General features: G+C 36.8%; 20 protein-coding genes and 1 riboswitch. Of the genes, 2 read left to right on the top strand and 18 right to left on the bottom strand.

Annotation, left to right across the window (positions count from 1 at the left end; genetic code table 11):
- Positions 1–3: 3 nt before the first annotated feature.
- Positions 4–705, top strand: coding sequence for an ABC transporter ATP-binding protein (locus GSH73_RS03155; RefSeq protein ID WP_014759428.1), 702 nt, complete (start codon positions 4–6; stop codon positions 703–705).
- A gap of 128 nt (positions 706–833) precedes the next feature.
- Here GSH73_RS03155 and GSH73_RS03150 read toward each other — a convergent pair whose 3' ends face one another.
- The 11 genes from GSH73_RS03150 to GSH73_RS03100 all read right to left on the bottom strand — a co-directional run bounded on the left by GSH73_RS03150 (position 834) and on the right by GSH73_RS03100 (position 9,609).
- The gene (locus tag GSH73_RS03150; RefSeq protein WP_014759429.1) at positions 834–1,250 is read right to left on the bottom strand and encodes a HutP family protein; all 417 of its coding nucleotides are present in this window, start codon (positions 1,248–1,250) and stop codon (positions 834–836) included.
- Between the two features lie 36 nt (positions 1,251–1,286).
- Positions 1,287–1,973: a DUF554 domain-containing protein gene (locus tag GSH73_RS03145; protein WP_014759430.1), complete on the bottom strand. Its 687-nt coding sequence runs from the start codon at positions 1,971–1,973 to the stop codon at positions 1,287–1,289.
- Positions 1,974–2,870 carry a DNA-3-methyladenine glycosylase family protein gene (locus GSH73_RS03140; protein WP_038069821.1) on the bottom strand — a complete coding sequence of 299 codons (897 nt, stop codon included), beginning with the start codon at positions 2,868–2,870 and terminating at the stop codon, positions 1,974–1,976.
- 99 nt (positions 2,871–2,969) lie between these two features.
- Positions 2,970–3,818, bottom strand: coding sequence for an Asp23/Gls24 family envelope stress response protein (locus GSH73_RS03135; RefSeq protein WP_014759432.1), 849 nt, complete (start codon positions 3,816–3,818; stop codon positions 2,970–2,972).
- A gap of 75 nt (positions 3,819–3,893) precedes the next feature.
- Positions 3,894–4,037: a hypothetical protein gene (locus GSH73_RS03130; RefSeq protein WP_014759433.1), complete on the bottom strand. Its 144-nt coding sequence runs from the start codon at positions 4,035–4,037 to the stop codon at positions 3,894–3,896.
- A 151-nt stretch (positions 4,038–4,188) separates the two neighbouring features.
- A complete protein-coding gene (locus tag GSH73_RS03125) occupies positions 4,189–5,019 on the bottom strand; it encodes a sensor histidine kinase (RefSeq protein ID WP_014759434.1) in 831 nt (276 codons plus the stop codon).
- 31 nt (positions 5,020–5,050) lie between these two features.
- Positions 5,051–5,782, bottom strand: a complete 732-nt coding sequence (locus GSH73_RS03120) for a LytR/AlgR family response regulator transcription factor (protein ID WP_014759435.1) — start codon at positions 5,780–5,782, stop codon at positions 5,051–5,053.
- A gap of 244 nt (positions 5,783–6,026) precedes the next feature.
- Complete coding sequence (locus GSH73_RS03115; RefSeq protein WP_014759436.1) at positions 6,027–7,295, bottom strand: Nramp family divalent metal transporter; 1,269 nt, start codon at positions 7,293–7,295, stop codon at positions 6,027–6,029.
- Positions 7,296–7,339: 44 nt separating this feature from the next.
- Entirely contained in the window at positions 7,340–7,999 is a 660-nt protein-coding gene (locus GSH73_RS03110) for a redox-sensing transcriptional repressor Rex (protein WP_014759437.1), read from the bottom strand.
- Between the two features lie 79 nt (positions 8,000–8,078).
- Positions 8,079–8,804, bottom strand: coding sequence for an OmpA/MotB family protein (locus GSH73_RS03105; RefSeq protein ID WP_014759438.1), 726 nt, complete (start codon positions 8,802–8,804; stop codon positions 8,079–8,081).
- Positions 8,791–9,609, bottom strand: a complete 819-nt coding sequence (locus GSH73_RS03100) for a flagellar motor protein (RefSeq protein WP_013787470.1) — start codon at positions 9,607–9,609, stop codon at positions 8,791–8,793. The genes GSH73_RS03105 and GSH73_RS03100 overlap by 14 nt, the downstream gene beginning before the upstream one ends.
- A 126-nt stretch (positions 9,610–9,735) precedes the next feature.
- Here GSH73_RS03100 and abc-f point away from each other — a divergent pair, with 126 nt between their 5' ends.
- Positions 9,736–11,628 (top strand): ribosomal protection-like ABC-F family protein, encoded by a 1,893-nt coding sequence (gene abc-f, locus GSH73_RS03095; protein ID WP_014759439.1) that lies wholly within the window; start codon positions 9,736–9,738, stop codon positions 11,626–11,628.
- An 11-nt stretch (positions 11,629–11,639) separates the two neighbouring features.
- Here abc-f and GSH73_RS03090 read toward each other — a convergent pair whose 3' ends face one another.
- The 7 genes from GSH73_RS03090 to arcC all read right to left on the bottom strand — a co-directional run bounded on the left by GSH73_RS03090 (position 11,640) and on the right by arcC (position 17,275).
- Positions 11,640–12,590 (bottom strand): D-2-hydroxyacid dehydrogenase, encoded by a 951-nt coding sequence (locus GSH73_RS03090; protein WP_014759440.1) that lies wholly within the window; start codon positions 12,588–12,590, stop codon positions 11,640–11,642.
- A 154-nt stretch (positions 12,591–12,744) separates the two neighbouring features.
- On the bottom strand, positions 12,745–13,758 hold the full coding sequence (gene tsaD / locus GSH73_RS03085) for a tRNA (adenosine(37)-N6)-threonylcarbamoyltransferase complex transferase subunit TsaD (protein ID WP_014759441.1): 1,014 nt from the start codon (positions 13,756–13,758) through the stop codon (positions 12,745–12,747).
- An 11-nt stretch (positions 13,759–13,769) separates the two neighbouring features.
- The gene (rimI, locus tag GSH73_RS03080; RefSeq protein ID WP_014759442.1) at positions 13,770–14,216 is read right to left on the bottom strand and encodes a ribosomal protein S18-alanine N-acetyltransferase; all 447 of its coding nucleotides are present in this window, start codon (positions 14,214–14,216) and stop codon (positions 13,770–13,772) included.
- Between the two features lie 16 nt (positions 14,217–14,232).
- Positions 14,233–14,913, bottom strand: coding sequence for a tRNA (adenosine(37)-N6)-threonylcarbamoyltransferase complex dimerization subunit type 1 TsaB (tsaB, locus tag GSH73_RS03075; RefSeq protein ID WP_014759443.1), 681 nt, complete (start codon positions 14,911–14,913; stop codon positions 14,233–14,235).
- Positions 14,913–15,371 carry a tRNA (adenosine(37)-N6)-threonylcarbamoyltransferase complex ATPase subunit type 1 TsaE gene (gene tsaE / locus GSH73_RS03070; RefSeq protein ID WP_014759444.1) on the bottom strand — a complete coding sequence of 153 codons (459 nt, stop codon included), beginning with the start codon at positions 15,369–15,371 and terminating at the stop codon, positions 14,913–14,915. The genes tsaB and tsaE overlap by 1 nt, the downstream gene beginning before the upstream one ends.
- 122 nt (positions 15,372–15,493) lie before the next feature.
- Positions 15,494–16,078 carry an ECF transporter S component gene (locus GSH73_RS03065; protein ID WP_014759445.1) on the bottom strand — a complete coding sequence of 195 codons (585 nt, stop codon included), beginning with the start codon at positions 16,076–16,078 and terminating at the stop codon, positions 15,494–15,496.
- A gap of 61 nt (positions 16,079–16,139) precedes the next feature.
- Positions 16,140–16,266, bottom strand: a riboswitch (FMN riboswitch).
- A gap of 64 nt (positions 16,267–16,330) precedes the next feature.
- Entirely contained in the window at positions 16,331–17,275 is a 945-nt protein-coding gene (gene arcC, locus GSH73_RS03060; RefSeq protein ID WP_014759446.1) for a carbamate kinase, read from the bottom strand.
- Between the last annotated feature and the right edge of the window lie 78 nt (positions 17,276–17,353).

The following is a 17,353-nucleotide window of genomic DNA, read 5'->3' as shown; positions in this document are numbered from 1 at the left end:
ATCATGTTAGAGATAAAAGATCTAAACGTATCATACGGAATGGTAAACGCCCTAAAAGGCATAGACTTAAAAGTAAATGACGGAGAGATCGTTACGATAATAGGCGCAAATGGTGCAGGCAAAAGCACTACATTAATGACAATATCGGGCATATTGAAGCCAAAAAAAGGCTACATCAAATTCGACGATGTAGACATAACAAAAAAACCTGCTCAAAATATAGTCGATATGGGTATCTGCCAAGTGCCAGAGGGAAGAAGAATATTTGCCAACATGACTGTAATGGAAAACCTTGAGATGGGGGCATATCTTAGAAAAGACAAAACGGTAAAAAACGACATGGAAAAAGTATTTCACCTTTTTCCCCGTCTAAAAGAAAGGCATAAGCAGATTGCAGGCACTTTAAGCGGTGGTGAGCAGCAGATGCTGGCAATAGGGCGCGCATTGATGTCAAAGCCAAAAGTGCTTTTGCTAGACGAACCATCAATGGGGCTTGCGCCAATTGTAGTACAAGACATATTTAAGACCATAAAAGGCATCAATGAAGACGGAACCACCATCCTTCTGGTAGAGCAAAACGCAAAAATGGCTTTGTCCATTGCAGATAGAGCATACGTACTTGAAACAGGCAATATCTCCCTTGAAGGTGCTGCATCCGTCTTAAAAGACGATGAAAGGGTTAAAAAGTCGTATTTAGGAGGCTAAAAAAAGGGTTCGCAATGAACCCTTTTTTAATGGCAATTTATTATCTATGCCAGACAAAGCTTTCCTTTAAAATTCAAAGCTTCGACATATTTCCTGTCTACTATCTATTTTAAGGGAAGCATATCACATCAATATTTAAGAGATCTATGCCCAAGTCCAATGGCGACTTCGTTTAAGTTTAGCATTCCAACGGCGAAAAATGCACAGACACAAAGGTGTTCGCCGTAAAATGCTATTCCAATCTTGCCACCTATATTAAGCCCCATTGCTTTATCTTTTAGCTGCATTATCGCTTCATGTGTTGCACCTGCAACAGCGCCTTCTCCCACATGATTGTCCTCCACAACACCTTCTCTTTTTGCCGCCACAACTGCCCTTTCTATTATCTTTGAAATTGAATTAATGTATTCGCCGCCATAATCCACAGCCGCTACCTTGATGCCCTCTTTCCCATACTTCTCCTTTAATACGGCTTCGTCTTCTCTCCTTGACATAGCCATTCTTATGGCTACTCTTGCAACATCTATGCTCCTTATTTCTTTCATATTCACAGCCCCTTTAAAGTGCACCTCCTTTATGATTTAAAATACTTTCAGCATTATTTCGTATACGATAGGTATAAATATTGACGGAAGCAGATTCCCAATCTTTATCTTTGTCAAATTCAGCATATTTAATGATATGCCTATTATCAAGACGCCGCCAATGGCAGACATGTCCGCTATCACGTTAGCATTCAATAAATCTTTAAGAAGCGATGCGCACAAAGTTATAGAACCTTGATATAAAAGGACGCTTACGGATGATATCATAACACCAATCCCTAAGGTAGATGCAAATATTATAGAAGATATGCCATCTAACATAGATTTGGCAAATAAAATACTGTGATCTCCTTGCAAACCATCCTTTAATGCACCTACAATCGCCATCGCTCCAACGCAGTATATGAGGCTTGCTGTTACAAAGCCTTCGCTTATCTTATTTTCACCATTTCTCGATAATTTTCTCTCTAAAAAGTCGCCAAATTGGTTAAGCTTTTTCTCTATGTCCAGCAGTTCACCTAAAATGCCGCCTATAGCCAAACTTATTATCACCAGCAACAAATTTTTGTATTTCAATGCACTGTCAAATCCTATTATCAAAACGCTTAAAGATATGGCTTGCATAACCGTTGACTTTATTCTATCCGGAATTCCAATTTTAAATAAAGTGCCAACAAAACTACCCACGACAATTGATGCTGCATTTACAAAAGTCCCAATCATCTAATTTTTCCTCTCTTTAAACACGTCTTTTGATACATGATCTTTTGCATAGTTAAAAAGATATTGCTGTGCAAATCCGGACAAATCGCCAAACTTCTCTTTTGCAAAACTCTGCACGTCAGAATTATTCGTCTTTCTTTTTAAGTATAAAAATTCTACCACACGCTTTATCCACACGTCTGTCGGAAATGCCTCATATCTTCCGATGGAATAAAGCATGACACAGTCTGCAACTTTTGGCCCAACGCCTCTTATGCTCATGAGTATATTACGTACATCGTAAGTATCGTAAAGCTGCAACTCAAAAAGATTTACTTCGTCATTAAATACTTTTAGCGCTGCATCGATTATATACTTCGATCTGAATCCACATTTGCTTTTACTTAGCAATTCCAGATCTGCCATTATGAAATCCTGAACTTTCGGAAATGTGTAATAAGTCTTATCCCTATATACAATAGGATGGCCCAATAACCTGCTTAAATTCTCTATGACCTTTTTTATCTGTGGAATCCGATTGTTCTGAGATATGATAAATGATATAAGCGTCTCCCACGTGTCTTGCCGCAAAATCCTTATGCCTTCGCCATACTTTATGGCTGCTTTTAAAATCTCGTCCTGCGAAAGCGTCTCTTTTATCTTGCCGTAGTCTCTTCCCAAGTCAAAGTAATCATACCATATATCATTAAAATCTGCCAAAGTGGTATTATCAATCGTCAATATATCTCCATCTAATTTTACATTTATTACCCTGTCAAATGCGACCCCCGTATAACTTCCATCATCTTCTTCATTCCATCTGAAACATTGTCCACATTCTAATGTCTCTTTAAGGTTAAAATCCTTGATTCCATGCACTATAACCTTAGAACCGGACTGCTCAACTAAATATCTCATTCTCCTCATCACCCACATATAGGTTTTTTACTGCCTTACTACATAATATTTACTGACCTCTACAATTATTATATAATTTTTTAAAGATAAAAAAAAGGCTTATTTGCCTTTATCAAGTATTTCTCGGGTTTTAAGTATCTTGTCATTTCCCTTTATATAAAGTGATTTAACGTAAATCTTTATGTCCAACACATTTAAAGATGTCATGTATTCTACGACACTTTTTATCTTCTTTATCGCTCCTCTTAAAACGCTGTTTATAGGCGTACCGTGCACCATTACAATCTCTATTTTTATTATTATTCCTTCTGTGTAGTTCTCTGTTACGACTTTATTTATTTTATAGATGCCTTCAAATTTCTTCGCCTCATTCAATACAATAGAATTTATTACATTTTCAGAGATTGTGTATTTGCCAAGATAGCTGTAGTATGGCCTCACTACCGTCTTCTCAAAATCTATCTCCTTTCGTCTAAATATCCTCAATGGATCTATAAAATACCCTGAAAAATGCTTTTTGACTTCAAACGTCGGTACAGGTATTACATGCATCCCTTCCTCATATCTTTTCTTTCTTGCAAGCTCTATCTCATCATGAGATAATATATCTTCTATATATATTCGCTCAGTAACAGGCGGTAGATTAAGCCTTTCAGCGATTTTATCCACCATCTTATCCGACGTTCCTATTATCAATATCTTGTCCGGATTTATCTCCTCGATCGATTTTTTAACCTCTCTGACGTGAGCATCGTCTGTAAAAATAGCTCTTCTTATAGCTGACAATTTTGTCTTTTCTCTTTTAGCCGAAAATCCCGATACGATCCTGTTTTCACATATCAAAAGGCCGTCATCTATGATGTACTTTATACCGTATTTCCCTGCAACAAACGACGCATGATGACTTTTGCCGCTTCCACTGGCTCCAACAAAAGAATATACCTTCAATTGATACCCTCCATGATTAAAAATGATGACTATAGGTTATATTATACGGCAACAATCAGATTTTGCAATAAAAATTTAATTCTTCTTTTTTATGCTTAGTTTTACTAATGTCTGTAAAAATTTAATGGCAAATTCCATGTCGATATTGCTTTTAGAAAATGTTATTATAAACACTAAGATGACTATGCTTACAGCTATGAAAGTCAACTGCATATCCATCTTTTCACCTCACCTTCACATGAGTTATAATGGCCTCAATGAAAGTGAATCAAAATATTTTGTTGTGCCATCACATATAAATTGTACAACTTTTATCGATAAAAATGTGGACTTAGGAATCAAAATGTCATTTTAAGGAACGAAAAGATTATCATTCGTTTATCTCATGAGACGGTATTAAGACAGTCACAGAAAAATATTCATCATCGATATTTATGTTTACATCCCCATCATAGCTTTTAACAATATCTTTTACGATAGATAGCCCATTGCCTCTTCCGGCGCCTTTCGTTGTAAATCCATCACACAAGATGTTTTGTTTAACATAGTCGCTGACATCGCAGGTATTTTTGACAACAAAGATGTAGTCAACTGGATCTGAATTTAAAATTATCTCTATCTTTCTATCCCTTTTTAGTCTTTCACATTCTTCTGTAGCATTATCTATCAAATTTCCCAAAATAGAGCATACATCATTAACCGCTTTCTGCCTAATCTTTAAATCAACCGTACAAATAAATCGAACGGATATATCCTTTTTCATCGCCTTGCTTATTTTAGAATACAACAGAAGATCTAATATGTCATTTCCAGTGTCAACTTTTATAAGGCTGCTGCTTATGTCGTCAATGTAAGTCTTTAAAAATTCTTCAGCGTCTTTGTACTTCATTTGTCTTATCAATTCGTATAAGATCAGTATGTTGTTCTTCAATTCATGTTTATTTTTTCTATATAAATTATTTTGTTCCTCTACAAACCTAAGCTTAAAATCATTAATGATATTTTGGTACTCGTTTTTCCCATTAGTATATATCATCCTTATTATGGTAAAAACCAAAATATTTATGATAAAAATTGTAAAGAATAAAAACAATTTAAAGTCAGCCGGCATGAAATATCCTTGCTTATAGTAAATGCTGTTGCTTACCGTAATTATGACAAAAATCATATACACAAAAAACAGTGCAATTATCTTATTCAAACTTTTCCTTACCATGTCATCACCAAGCAACCTAATTTGCTTTCATATCATCCGGCTGGCTTAATATGTCTTTCAATCTATCTCTAAATTCACTGTATAATTTCTTTGATAAATATGCCTTTTTACTTTTATCTCTAAAACTTATTTCAAGTGATGTTCTACTTACAGATTTAATAGAATAAACTTTATAGAGATTTACTATATAAGATCTGCTGGTCTTAAAAAATACCTTTTTATTGAGGAGTTTGTAGACATCGCTAAGAGAAGTGTTTGACATAAAATCTTCAAACGCAGTGCAGAAAAAAGTTTTCTTCCTGTTGGCCTCAATAAAGTATATATCATTTGTATTGATTAGCCTTACGTCTTCACCGCATCTTACTTCTATAACAAGAGATGAATCGCTAAATTTTCTCTTTACCCTTTCAATAGTATTAATCAATCTGCTGTAATTTATAGGCTTTACTATATAATCAGCGGCATATAGCTTTACGGCATCTTTTATATATTCATCGTAAGACGTTATGAATATGACCTCCGTATTGGGTAGTACGTCCCGAATGTTTTTAACGACCTCTATTCCTGTCATTTGTGGAAGTTTTATATCTAATATAGCCAAATCAGGTTTCACCCTTAGTATAGCATTTAATAAATCTCTTCCTTCGTTTGTGATGTATTCAACTTGAACATCGCTTATCTCCATGACTTTTTTGCTTATCTCTTTTCTAAGCGAATCTTCATCTTCAGCGATTATAGCTTTTAACATAACATCACATCCCTTTATGATTTTCCAACAATATAAATATTCGATATAAAAGAGAGAATTCCTTCAAAAAATGATAATCAATAGAAAAAAGAGAATAAGATGTCCTCATTCCCTATGCAAAAATTAAAAATGCCTATTCAATTACACTGCTAATATGTTCTACATTAATTATACAACAATTTTTGAAACTAAGGTCGATCTGGAACGAAAATGTCAAAATAGAGAACGAAAATGCAGAATGCCATCAAATCAATGTGTCGATTAAAAGTTTTACGTTCAGTGCAGTTATTATCACCGCTAAAATAATTAAAACAGCTTTACTTGCTTTGCTATTTGCATAATCACCCATGACCTTCTTCGATGATGTCAGATAAATTTGAGTAAACACCGTAATCGGCAATTGTATGCTTAGTATCATCTGAGAAAATATCAAAACCTTAAATGAGTCTTTAAATAAAAATACGACAACAAGCGCTGCAAAAAGTGAGATAAATATTCCTGTAATCGTATGTTTGTCTTTTATATTGTAAGGTTCTTTAAAAATCCCAGCGTATATGGAACCACCTGCAATTCCAGATGTTACCGTTGATGAAAAGCCTGAGAACAACAAGGCTATCGCAAAGACCAAAGATGCCTTTCCTCCAACGATAGGCTTCAAAAGCTCTCCTGCCTGTTCCAGCATATCCACAGCAACGCCTTTAGTGTAGAATGCAGCAGCCGAAAGAAGAACCATTGCACTATTTATGGCCCAACCTATAAGCATCGAAAACAATGTATCAAGAAATTCGAATTTAAGCTGCTTTTTAACAACTGATTCATCTTTAAGATTCCATTGGCGGCTTTGTATTATCTCCGAATGAAGGAACAAATTATGTGGCATTACGACAGCACCTAAAACGCTCATGATTACAACCATTGCATTGTGAGGTATTGATGGATTTACCCAGCTTACAGCAGCCGTCTTCCAATCGATCTTAACCATGTATATCTCAAACAAAAATGAAAGCCCTATAAGTGACACAAAACCGATTATGATTTTTTCCAATCGCTTGTAAGAATTTGTATAAAGCACTAAAGATATGACTAATAGTGCTAAAACCGCCCCGATTTTTACAGGTATATTGAAAAGCATCTTTAAAGCTATAGCCGTACCTAATAGTTCTGCTGTAGATGTAGATACAGATGCAGCAACAGCCGACAGCAGTATAAGCTTCGAAAGCCTATTGCCTATATATATGGATGTAGCTTCAGACAGACAGTAGCCTGTGACGATTCCAAGGTGCGCTGCATTGTGCTGCAATATAATGAGCATTATTGTTGACAACGTTATAACCCACAGCAGCTTATAGCCATATATTGATCCTGCAGAGACATTCGTGGCCCAATTTCCCGGATCTATAAATCCTACCGTAACCAATATCCCTGGCCCGACGTATTTCAGAAAGTTGACAAAAGGGACGACGTTTCTATCTTCCTTAAAAAAATCTCCGATGAACTTTATAAATCTTTTCATCTTTGCCTCCAAAGCAATACAAAAAAATAAATGGATTATACCATTTATTTTTCTTCGACTTTAGCTTTAAGCAGATTTTCTTCATTTATGCGATACGACAAGGTCAATAAGCTATCGCTTAAATGAACATTTTCCAGTATTACGTCATCAGGAACCTTTAAATCTATAGGAGAAAAGTTCCATATGGCTTTTATGCCTGCTTTCACCAATCTGTCGGCCATAATCTGCGAATTATCCTTTGGTATGCAAAGTATAGCAATATCTATCTTGTTTTTAGACAAAAAATCCTCTAATGTCTCTACATCCATTATCTCTATATCTCTTATTTTAAGCCCAAACAGCCTTGGATTAATATCAAAAATCCCTTTTAAGCTGAATCCAGTTCGCTCAAAATTTGTGTAATTGGCTATAGCCTGTCCAAGATTACCTGCACCAATGATAATAGTGCTGTATGTCTTATCTAAACCTAAAATCTTTGTCAAAGTATTGTAAAGCTCTTCTACGTTGTAACCATATCCTTGCTGTCCAAATCCACCGTAATTATTGAGATCCTGCCTTATTTGCGAAGCAGTCACGCCCATCCTTTCGCTTAATTCTCTGGATGAAATCCTTTTTACATCGTTCTTCAACAATTCTTCTAAATATCTATGGTATCTAGGCAATCTCCTTATCACAGGCATCGGCACTATCGTTTTTTTAGTCATAAAATCACCCCAGACAAAATCCTAATAAAAAAATTATATTACATTGTAAATAATATGTCAACCTGGAAATATCTATTTTTTACTGAGCAGGTTCCCACTTGTTGTAGTCGCTGTTCATTATCACTATGTCAACTCTCCTGTTAAGCTGCCTATTTTTATCGCTGTCGTTTGGCACTATTGGACGATACTCACCATACCCTACAGCCGAAATTTTTGCCGGATCCATCTTTACATCATTCACCAAAATTTCAACCACATTTGTGGCTCTTATGACAGAAAGCTCCCAGTTTGAATGAAATTGATTATTGTTTATTGGCACATTATCTGTATACCCCTCGACACGAATGTAATTAGGCATCGATTTTAATATATTTCCTATTTTTATCAATGTCTCTTTCTGCTCAGGCTTGACATCTGCTGAACCAGTATCAAATAGCAATGTATCATTTAGGCTTATGACGAACCCTCTTTCGTCAACTTTGTAAGTCACCATGTTTTGAAGGTTGTACTGCTTTATAAGCTTGTCAAGCTGTGATGCAATCGAATTGTCGTTAGTGCCATTTGTACCTGCAGTCTTGATGCTGTCGAGTATGCTGTTTCCGCTTTGCTGCCCTATGACATAATTTGTACCATCAAAAGTTTTACCAAGCGACGCAGCAATCTGCTGAAATTTCTGCGAATTAACCGTACTTATGGTATAAAGCACGATAAAGAATATCATAAGCAGCGTTATCATGTCAGAATAAGTAAGCAACCATCTTTCACTGTTTTCTTTTTTCCCTTCATCATCTTCATGCCTTATCATCAGCGATTTCACCTTTCACACTTTGTTCTTTTGCTTTAGCGACTGACTCTCTTTCCACCACAAATGTCAGCAATTTCTTCTCCACGATCTTAGGGTTCTCACCAGCCTGCAGTGAAAGACTGCCTTCTAAGATTATCTCCTTTTCTGTCTTTTTGATCTGCGCTTTGTTCTTAAGTTTATTGCCTATAGGCAGCCATACAAGGTTGGCCATGCTTACACCGTAAAGTGTAGCTATAAAAGCAACAGCTATAGAAGGCCCCAACTTGTCCGGTTCGCTTAGATTTCCCAAGACGTGGACAAGCCCCATAACCGTACCTATGATGCCCATTGTTGGAGAGTATCCTCCAGCAGCTTCAAAGATGCTGGCTTCTCTTTTTAGCTCTTTATCCTCTATGTATATCCTATTTTCCATAGTAGTCCTTATAAGCTCAATATCCGCACCATCTATGACAAGCTCAATGCAGTCTTTCAAAATAGGGTCGTAGTTTTTGATTTCATCTGACTGCAATTCCTGCTCAAGGCTTAGAAGTCCTTCGCTTCTGGCTTTTTGAGCGAGATACACAAAATACTTGATTATGTCACCGTATTTGTTGCCTTCTTCCTTAAATGCTTTCCCAATCAGTTTTGGAAGTTTCAACATATCTTTCATCGAAAAAGAAGTCATAGTAGCACCTATCGTTCCACCTAAAACTATAAGTGCCGCTGATACACCTATTAAAGACGCAACGCTTCCACCTTCCATGACAAATGCTAAGATGAGAGAGCCAAACCCTAACAAAATCCCCAGTAACGTCGAAAAATCCATACACATTCACCTCGTTAATTTTGACATATATAATATCGGCAACAAAACCATAAAAATTAAATATCAATTGTACTTTAAATAGGACATAATCTTTGATATATTATATTATAACAGGAGGAGTATTAAATGGCTATAATATCGGCAAATAACGTAAATTTATCATACGGAATAAATAGCATATTAGAAAATATATCTTTCATTGTAAATGAAGGAGATAAAATAGGTGTTGTAGGAGATAATGGCGCTGGAAAATCAACTTTATTTAAACTTATAGTAAAAGATCTTCAGCCTGACAGCGGAAATATATCGATGCCACCAATAAGCGTAGGATATCTTGAGCAAAACGCTTATATAATAAGCGATAAATCTATTTACGATGAAGTCAAAACGGTATTTCAAGACATTGAAAATCTCGAAAATGAGATAAAGAAGTTAGAAAAATTGATAGCTGATACAAAAGATGAACCGCGGCTGAATAAGCTTCTCGATGAATATTCAAAGTTGACAGATGAATACAACAAAAAAGAGGGGTATTCAGTTGACAGCAAAGTACGAGGCGTGCTTATAGGATTAGGTTTTAGCCAAGAAGAATTTGATAAACCTGTTTCTACTTTAAGCGGTGGTCAAAAGACAAGGTTAATGCTGGCAAAGGCGCTTTTAAAAAATCCCAACCTTCTTCTTTTAGATGAGCCTACAAATCATCTTGATATACCTTCAATAGAGTGGCTTGAACAGTATTTGAGATTTTTTAGAGGGACTGTCATGCTCATATCACATGACAGATTTTTTCTCGACAGAATCGCAACACGAATATTTGAGATAGAAAATAAGACATTGAAATCTTACGACGGAAATTACACACAGTACGTAAAGAAAAAGAATGAAGAAATAAGCATAATGATGAAAGCTTACGAAGAACAGCAAAAGGAAATCAAAAGAATACAGGAAATGATAATGATACAGAAAAACCGCCGTCGTGAAAAATCAGTGAAAATGGCTGAAAGCAAGCAAAAACTTCTGGACAAGATGGAGAAAATAGATAAGCCTTCTATGAACAATGAAACAATTAAGCTTTCGTTTGATTTCATAGAAAAAAGCGGAAATGACGTCTTAAAAGTATCTGACCTCTCGTTATCCTTCGATAAACCTGTATTTCACAATATAAGCTTTGAAGTCTACAAGGGAGATAGAATAGCTATTTTAGGGCCTAACGGCGTAGGGAAAACTTCTCTCCTTAAAACCATCGTAGGCGAGATTGTAAATTACGAAGGAAGCATAAGCTTAGGCACAAATGTGGCAATAGGCTATTATCAGCAAGAGTTTTCAAATCTAAACGACGAAAAAACCATAATCGATGAAATATGGGACGAAAATCCTTATCTGACTCAGACGGAAGTAAGGACAATGCTGGGCTCTTTTTTATTCAGCGGTGATGATGTCTTTAAGCAAATAGGCAAGTTGAGCGGCGGTGAAAAGGCAAGAGTTTCCCTCTTAAAGCTTATCCTATCGAAGGCTAACTTTCTGCTTTTAGACGAGCCTACAAACCATCTCGACCTAAAGTCAAAAGAAGTACTGGAGAAATCATTGTTGGATTTTGGTGGCACTCTTTTATTCGTGTCACACGACAGGTATTTTATAGACAAAATAGCCACAAAAGTATTGGAAATGTCTTGTGATTCTATAAGAGAATACTATGGAAATTATTCGTACTACGTAGAAAAGAAAAATGAAAATAATAAAGAAGAAGACGAAGAAGAAAAAAAGACAAAGACACAGCTTAAAAATGAAAAAATGCGAGAAAGGCTAAAGCAGAAAGAAGCCAAAAAGCAAAGGGAATACATGTCGCGGATAGAAAACGAGATAATAGAAACTGAAGACGCCATAAAAGATCTGGAAGAAAAGATGTGCAATCCTGATATATACAAAACGGGAGAAATCGTAAATACACAGTCAAAGTACAATGAACTAAAAGAAAAATTGGAAAAACTATATGAAGAATGGGAAAGTTTAAGCGGGTAAATTCACCCGCTTTAATACTGTTTCTTCAAATCGATGACGTTTATGTAATCACCATCCCCCATATAAGCCTTAATGTTGTGCTTCAATATCTGCATTGCCCTTTCCATGTACCGAGGCGATATACCGGCAGTATGTGGCGTAATTATCACATTTTCCATATCCCACAAAGGACTGTCTTTCGAAAGTGGCTCATTTTCAAATACGTCTAATGCAGCACCTCTTATGGATTTTTGCCTCAACGCATCAATGAGGGAAGCTTCATCGACAACGCTTCCTCTGCCGATGTTTATGAATACACTATCGCTTTTCATGCTCTTAAAAAACTCAGCATCCAAAAGATGGTATGTATCATCAGTCAAAGGCAGCGCACATATTACGTAATCAGCATTTGAAACTGCAGATAACATATTTTCGTCAGTGTACATCTCATCTATAAAAGGACTTATCTTGCCTGATTTTCTTACTCCAACGGTTTTCATCCCAAATTCCCGTGCAATCCTGGCTATTTCTTCCCCAATGCTTCCAACGCCAAGTATACAAACTATCTTTCCGTACAATTCAGAAACCCTTACAGACTTATCCCATTCTCTATTGATTTGTTTTCTTATGAAGTAATTTAATCCTCTCTCAAACAAAAGCATGTATCCTAAAACTTGCTCAGATATCTGATACTTGTGAACACCTTTTGAATTAGTCAAGATTATATTCCTTTGCTTAAGCATATCAAACGGCATAGCATCAGCACCAGCGCTTAAAAGATGAATCCACCTTAAGCTTTTAGCTTTTTCTATCAATTCCTTTTGAACATCTCCATCAAAGCAAACAAGCACTTCCACCTCATCAACATGCTTAGATATGTCTTCTACATCGTCTTTGCTTATAACATTAAAATTCGGTGCAATGCTTTGTATCTCCTCAATATAATTTTTGCCTACCTTAGAAAGAAAAAGCATGTTTTTCATATAAAAAGCCCCTTTCTATTTTCCATTTGATTACATAATATCCAAACTATTAAAGTTAGTCACAGTATCCACAAAGTTATCCACAGACATATAACAGCATCATGATAGATTTAAAGACAATTTTCCACAATATGCACAGATTTTTCGCCAACAATCAAAAAAGTTTTAAATACGGAACAGCATTTAAGTCTAATCCTGAAACTTTTCCGCGAATAAAGTCAAAGTATCCAGCGCTTGCTATCATGGCACCATTGTCGGTACAGTATACTTGCTTTGGAAAATGAATCACAAACCCTTCTTCGTCAGCCAACCTTTTTAATCTTTCTCGAAGAAGGCTGTTAGAAGCCACACCGCCTGCTATGGATATTTTTTTTATATTTTTAAACTTAGCAGCCTCAATAAGCTTTGATGAAAACACATCCACCACATTCATCTGAAAGCTTGCAGCATAGTCTGCCACATTTACCTCAATGCCATTTTGCCTTTCTTTGTGCAGTTGATTTATGACTGCTGTCTTCAATCCGCTAAAGCTGAAATCAAAATTGTCCTTTTCCATAAAGGACTTTGGAAAGCTATACCGGTATGGATCGCCGCTTTTTGAGATCTCATCTATTTTAGGACCACCAGGGTATCCAAGTCCCAATGCTCTTGCTACTTTGTCAAATGCTTCACCTGCAGCATCATCCATCGTCCTCCCTAAAACCTCATACCGTCCATAGTCTTTTACAAAGACGATGTGGCTATGTCCTCCTGATGCTATAAGACAAATAAACGGGGGTTCAAAATCGCTGTCAAGGTAATTTGCGGATATATGCCCCTCGATATGGTTTACTCCTACAAATGGTATGCCTTTCCCATAAGCCAAAGCCTTACCGTACGAAAGACCTACTAACAGCGCGCCTACAAGGCCCGGGCCGTATGTAGCAGCAACAACATCGATGTCATCAAGCGTCACACCTGCTTTAATCAGTGATTCTTCCACCACATTTCCTATGGCTTCAATGTGGTTTCTTGATGCTATCTCAGGGACAACACCGCCAAATTCCTTGTGTATATTAATCTGCGAATATATGACATTAGACATCACGATTTTCCCGTCTTTTACGACACTGGCCGACGTCTCGTCGCATGATGTCTCGATCCCTAATACAATCGTGTTTTCCCTCATACAATCTCTCCTTACATATCGTATTTCCACATTATGACTGCATCTTCATTGTTATCCTGATAGTACCCTTTTCTTTTGCCAACAGGTTTAAATCCGTATTTTTTATAAAGCGATTGTGCCACAAGGTTAGATTCTCTAACTTCCAGCGTCATAGACGTTATGCCTTTTGTCTTAGCAAGTTCAATAAGGCCTTCAACGATGGCAGAGCCTACACCTTGCCCGCGAAAATCCGGATGAACGGCAATATTAGTTATGTGTCCTTCATCAACAACCACCCAAAAGCCACCGTATCCAGCCACCTTACCGTCTACTTCGGCCACAATATAGTGTGCACATCTATTTTTCGTAACTTCCATCACAAACGATTCAAAAGACCAAGGCACAGAAAAGCTTAAATACTCAATTTCCATGACCTTGTCTATATCGCTTTTTACCATAGGGCGAATCTTTATATCCATAAAACCCTCCAAAACATCATTTTAAATTTTCCAGCGGTGCAGGCTTTCTAATATAATACGGTTTAAAGTCAAGATATGTGCATAACTCGCCCTTTGATATTTTTTTAAGTGCTATCATTCCAACAGATGACGCTCTTGATATGTTGTTAATAGGCGATGCAAAAATGGCATCTGGCAATGCAATTTTTAATGTGTCTTTATAAGCAATGGTGCCATCTCCAACGAATAAGACTTCTTCACTGTATCCTTTCGCTGTACTTATTACTTCACTTACTTCTTCTAACGACACATCTTTAAGCCTATTTATCTCATATCCGCCTCTATAAAAAGCCGTATATACGTTTCCTCTTAAAGCATCAATCATAGAGCAGATGATGCCTTTAAATTCTCCTACATTATATGCAAGGGCATCTAATGAAGAAACGCCAACAATTGGCACATCAAGAGATTGAGCCAACCCTTTCGCAGTAGCAGCGCCTATCCTTAAACCTGTAAAAGACCCTGGCCCTTCACATACGGCTATATGCGTTATTTCCTCTTTTTTTACCTCCGCCATTTTTAGAAGTTCATCCATCATCGGCATCAATATAACAGAATGTCTCAAATGATTTATAGAAAATTCACCTATTAAGCCACTTTCATCAACTAAAGCGACAGTAGCCGTCTTTGACGATGAGTCTATTGCAAGTACTTTCATCACTTCATCTCCTTAATCACTTCATCGTATTTTACACCATGTGATTCTATATCTATTATCCTCTCATCGAAAGAATCACCCATGGAAATATGTACAAATATATTTTCCTCCGGGATGAGAGGCATTATCTTTTCAGGCCACTCGATGACACAAACACCGTCGCCGTAAAAATACTCCTCATAGCCTATATCGTACAATTCCCTGTAATCATCAATCCTGTACACGTCAAAATGATAAAGTGGAATTTCACCTATATGTTCATTTACAATCATAAATGTAGGGCTTGTGATATAGTCGTAGATGCCCATACCTTTGGCAATGCCTTTTGTAAAAACTGTCTTACCTACACCTAAATCTCCAGATATAAGCACGATACTTCCTCTTTTTAGTAAACTGCCTAACTTAATCCCTATCTTTTCCGTTTCACTGAAGCTTTTTGTCTTAAAATTAATTTTCATTGAAAACACCACCGTGAAATTTATACAAATATTATATACCAAGTATACCACAAAACAAACGCCTAATGGTCCAATAAAAAAGCGCAAAAAAATAACGGAACGCTGTCCGTTATTTTAATCGGCTATATCTTCAACATTGGTGATAACTTCTTGTAAATTAAGAATGTTATAAGCGATATTACAAAACCCTTCAGTATATTAAATGGGAAAATACCGTACGCTATCAATGTCTTTAAATCAACTATATGGCTATTTACCGCCTTTCCCATTCCAACGATGGCGCTTAACGGCCAACCCATTATCTTCTGGTATAATGGCAAAAATACATAGTAGTTCAATACTGATCCTGCGATAGCCATGACAATAGTCCCTAAAATCATGGCAAATAGCGCCGATTTTTTAGATTTATTCCTCATGTAGATTACGCCAACAGTAAATACGTAAATAGATCCTACCACGAAATTTGCCACTTCTCCTATACCTGCAGATTGGCTAACTGGAAGATGTATCACGTTTTTTACTATCTCCACAAAGATGCCGTATACAGGCCCTAATGCAAATGCCGCTAAAAGAGGCGGTATATCGCTAAAATCAAATTTTAAGAAGCTTGGAAATAATGGCAATTGAAACTCTAAGTACATAAGCACAAATGCTATTGCGGAAAGCAACCCTACAGTCACAATCACTTTTGTCTTGCTGTGTTCCATAAATGACACCTCCAAATTTAAAAATCCCGAAGAAACATCTTCAGGATGAAAGCAAACAAAAATAAATCTTCTTCCATCCAGACTTTACTGTCGGCCTTGGAATCTCACCAAGTCCACCGCATCTGCGGGTCGCGGGCTCGCTTACGCTTACCGCCGGTCGGGAATTTCACCCTGCCCTGAAGACATTCTCCATTGGTTTATTCAATTCTAAATACTATAATGTCACAAATGTATCAATTTGTCAAGTATTTTTTAATCGTCAACTACAACAGTGCCTGTATTTCCTGATAAAGCATCATGAGCCCTTTCTAAAGACGTAATTATAGCCCGCCTTCCCTTTCTCGATCTGGCAAACCTTATTGCAGCCTTGACTTTCGGCATCATTGAGCCTTCTGCAAAATGGCCTTCGCTTAAATACTTCTCTATATCATGGCTTGAAATCACATCAAGAGGCTTTTCATCAGGCTTTTTGTAGTTGATGTACACTTTTTCTACAGCAGTCAATATCAACAAAATATCCGCATCCAAATCTTCTGCCAATTTTTCAGATGCCAAATCTTTATCTATCACAGCCGCCACACCCTTTAAGCTGCCATTTTCCCTTACTACAGGTATTCCTCCTCCACCTGCCGTTATGACCACAACACCGTTTCTCTCCAAAAGCTTTATTGTGTTTAATTCCACTATCTCTTTAGGCTCTGGCGATGCTACGACTCTCCTGTATCCTCTTCCGCTGTCCTCTACCATCTGATACCCTTTTTCCTTTTCCAATAGCTCTGCTTCTTCTTTAGAGTAAAAGGGCCCTATTGGTTTTGTAGGATGTAAGAATGCTTCATCATCTTTGTCTACCACAACTTGTGTGACAATAGTGGCAACATCCTTTTGTATGTTTTTCTCTTTAAAAACCTCACCTAAACATTGCTGAATCATATATCCTATCATTCCCTGACTTTCCGCGCCACAAACATCAAAAGGCATGGCTGGTATTATGTTAGAAGCCGTCTCATTCTGTATCACGATGTTTCCTACCTGTGGCCCATTTCCATGTGTCACAATGACAGAATACCCTTCTTTTATAATGTCTGCAATGTACACAGCCGTCTTTCTAACTGTATTCAATTGTGATTCGGCTGTAGGCACCATATCCTTGTCTTGCAGTGCATTTCCCCCAAGCGCAATTACTACTTTCCCTTTCATTGTATCCTCCTACTTATGCAAATAATGACATTCTACATTATATCATTTTATTCGCGATTTGAATAGTATGTGAAAAAG

This window comes from Thermoanaerobacterium aotearoense, assembly GCF_009905255.1.
GTDB lineage: Bacteria > Bacillota > Thermoanaerobacteria > Thermoanaerobacterales > Thermoanaerobacteraceae > Thermoanaerobacterium > Thermoanaerobacterium aotearoense.
Note: the sequence above shows the minus strand (reverse complement) of the source record. Positions and strands in the feature narration are given on the sequence as shown.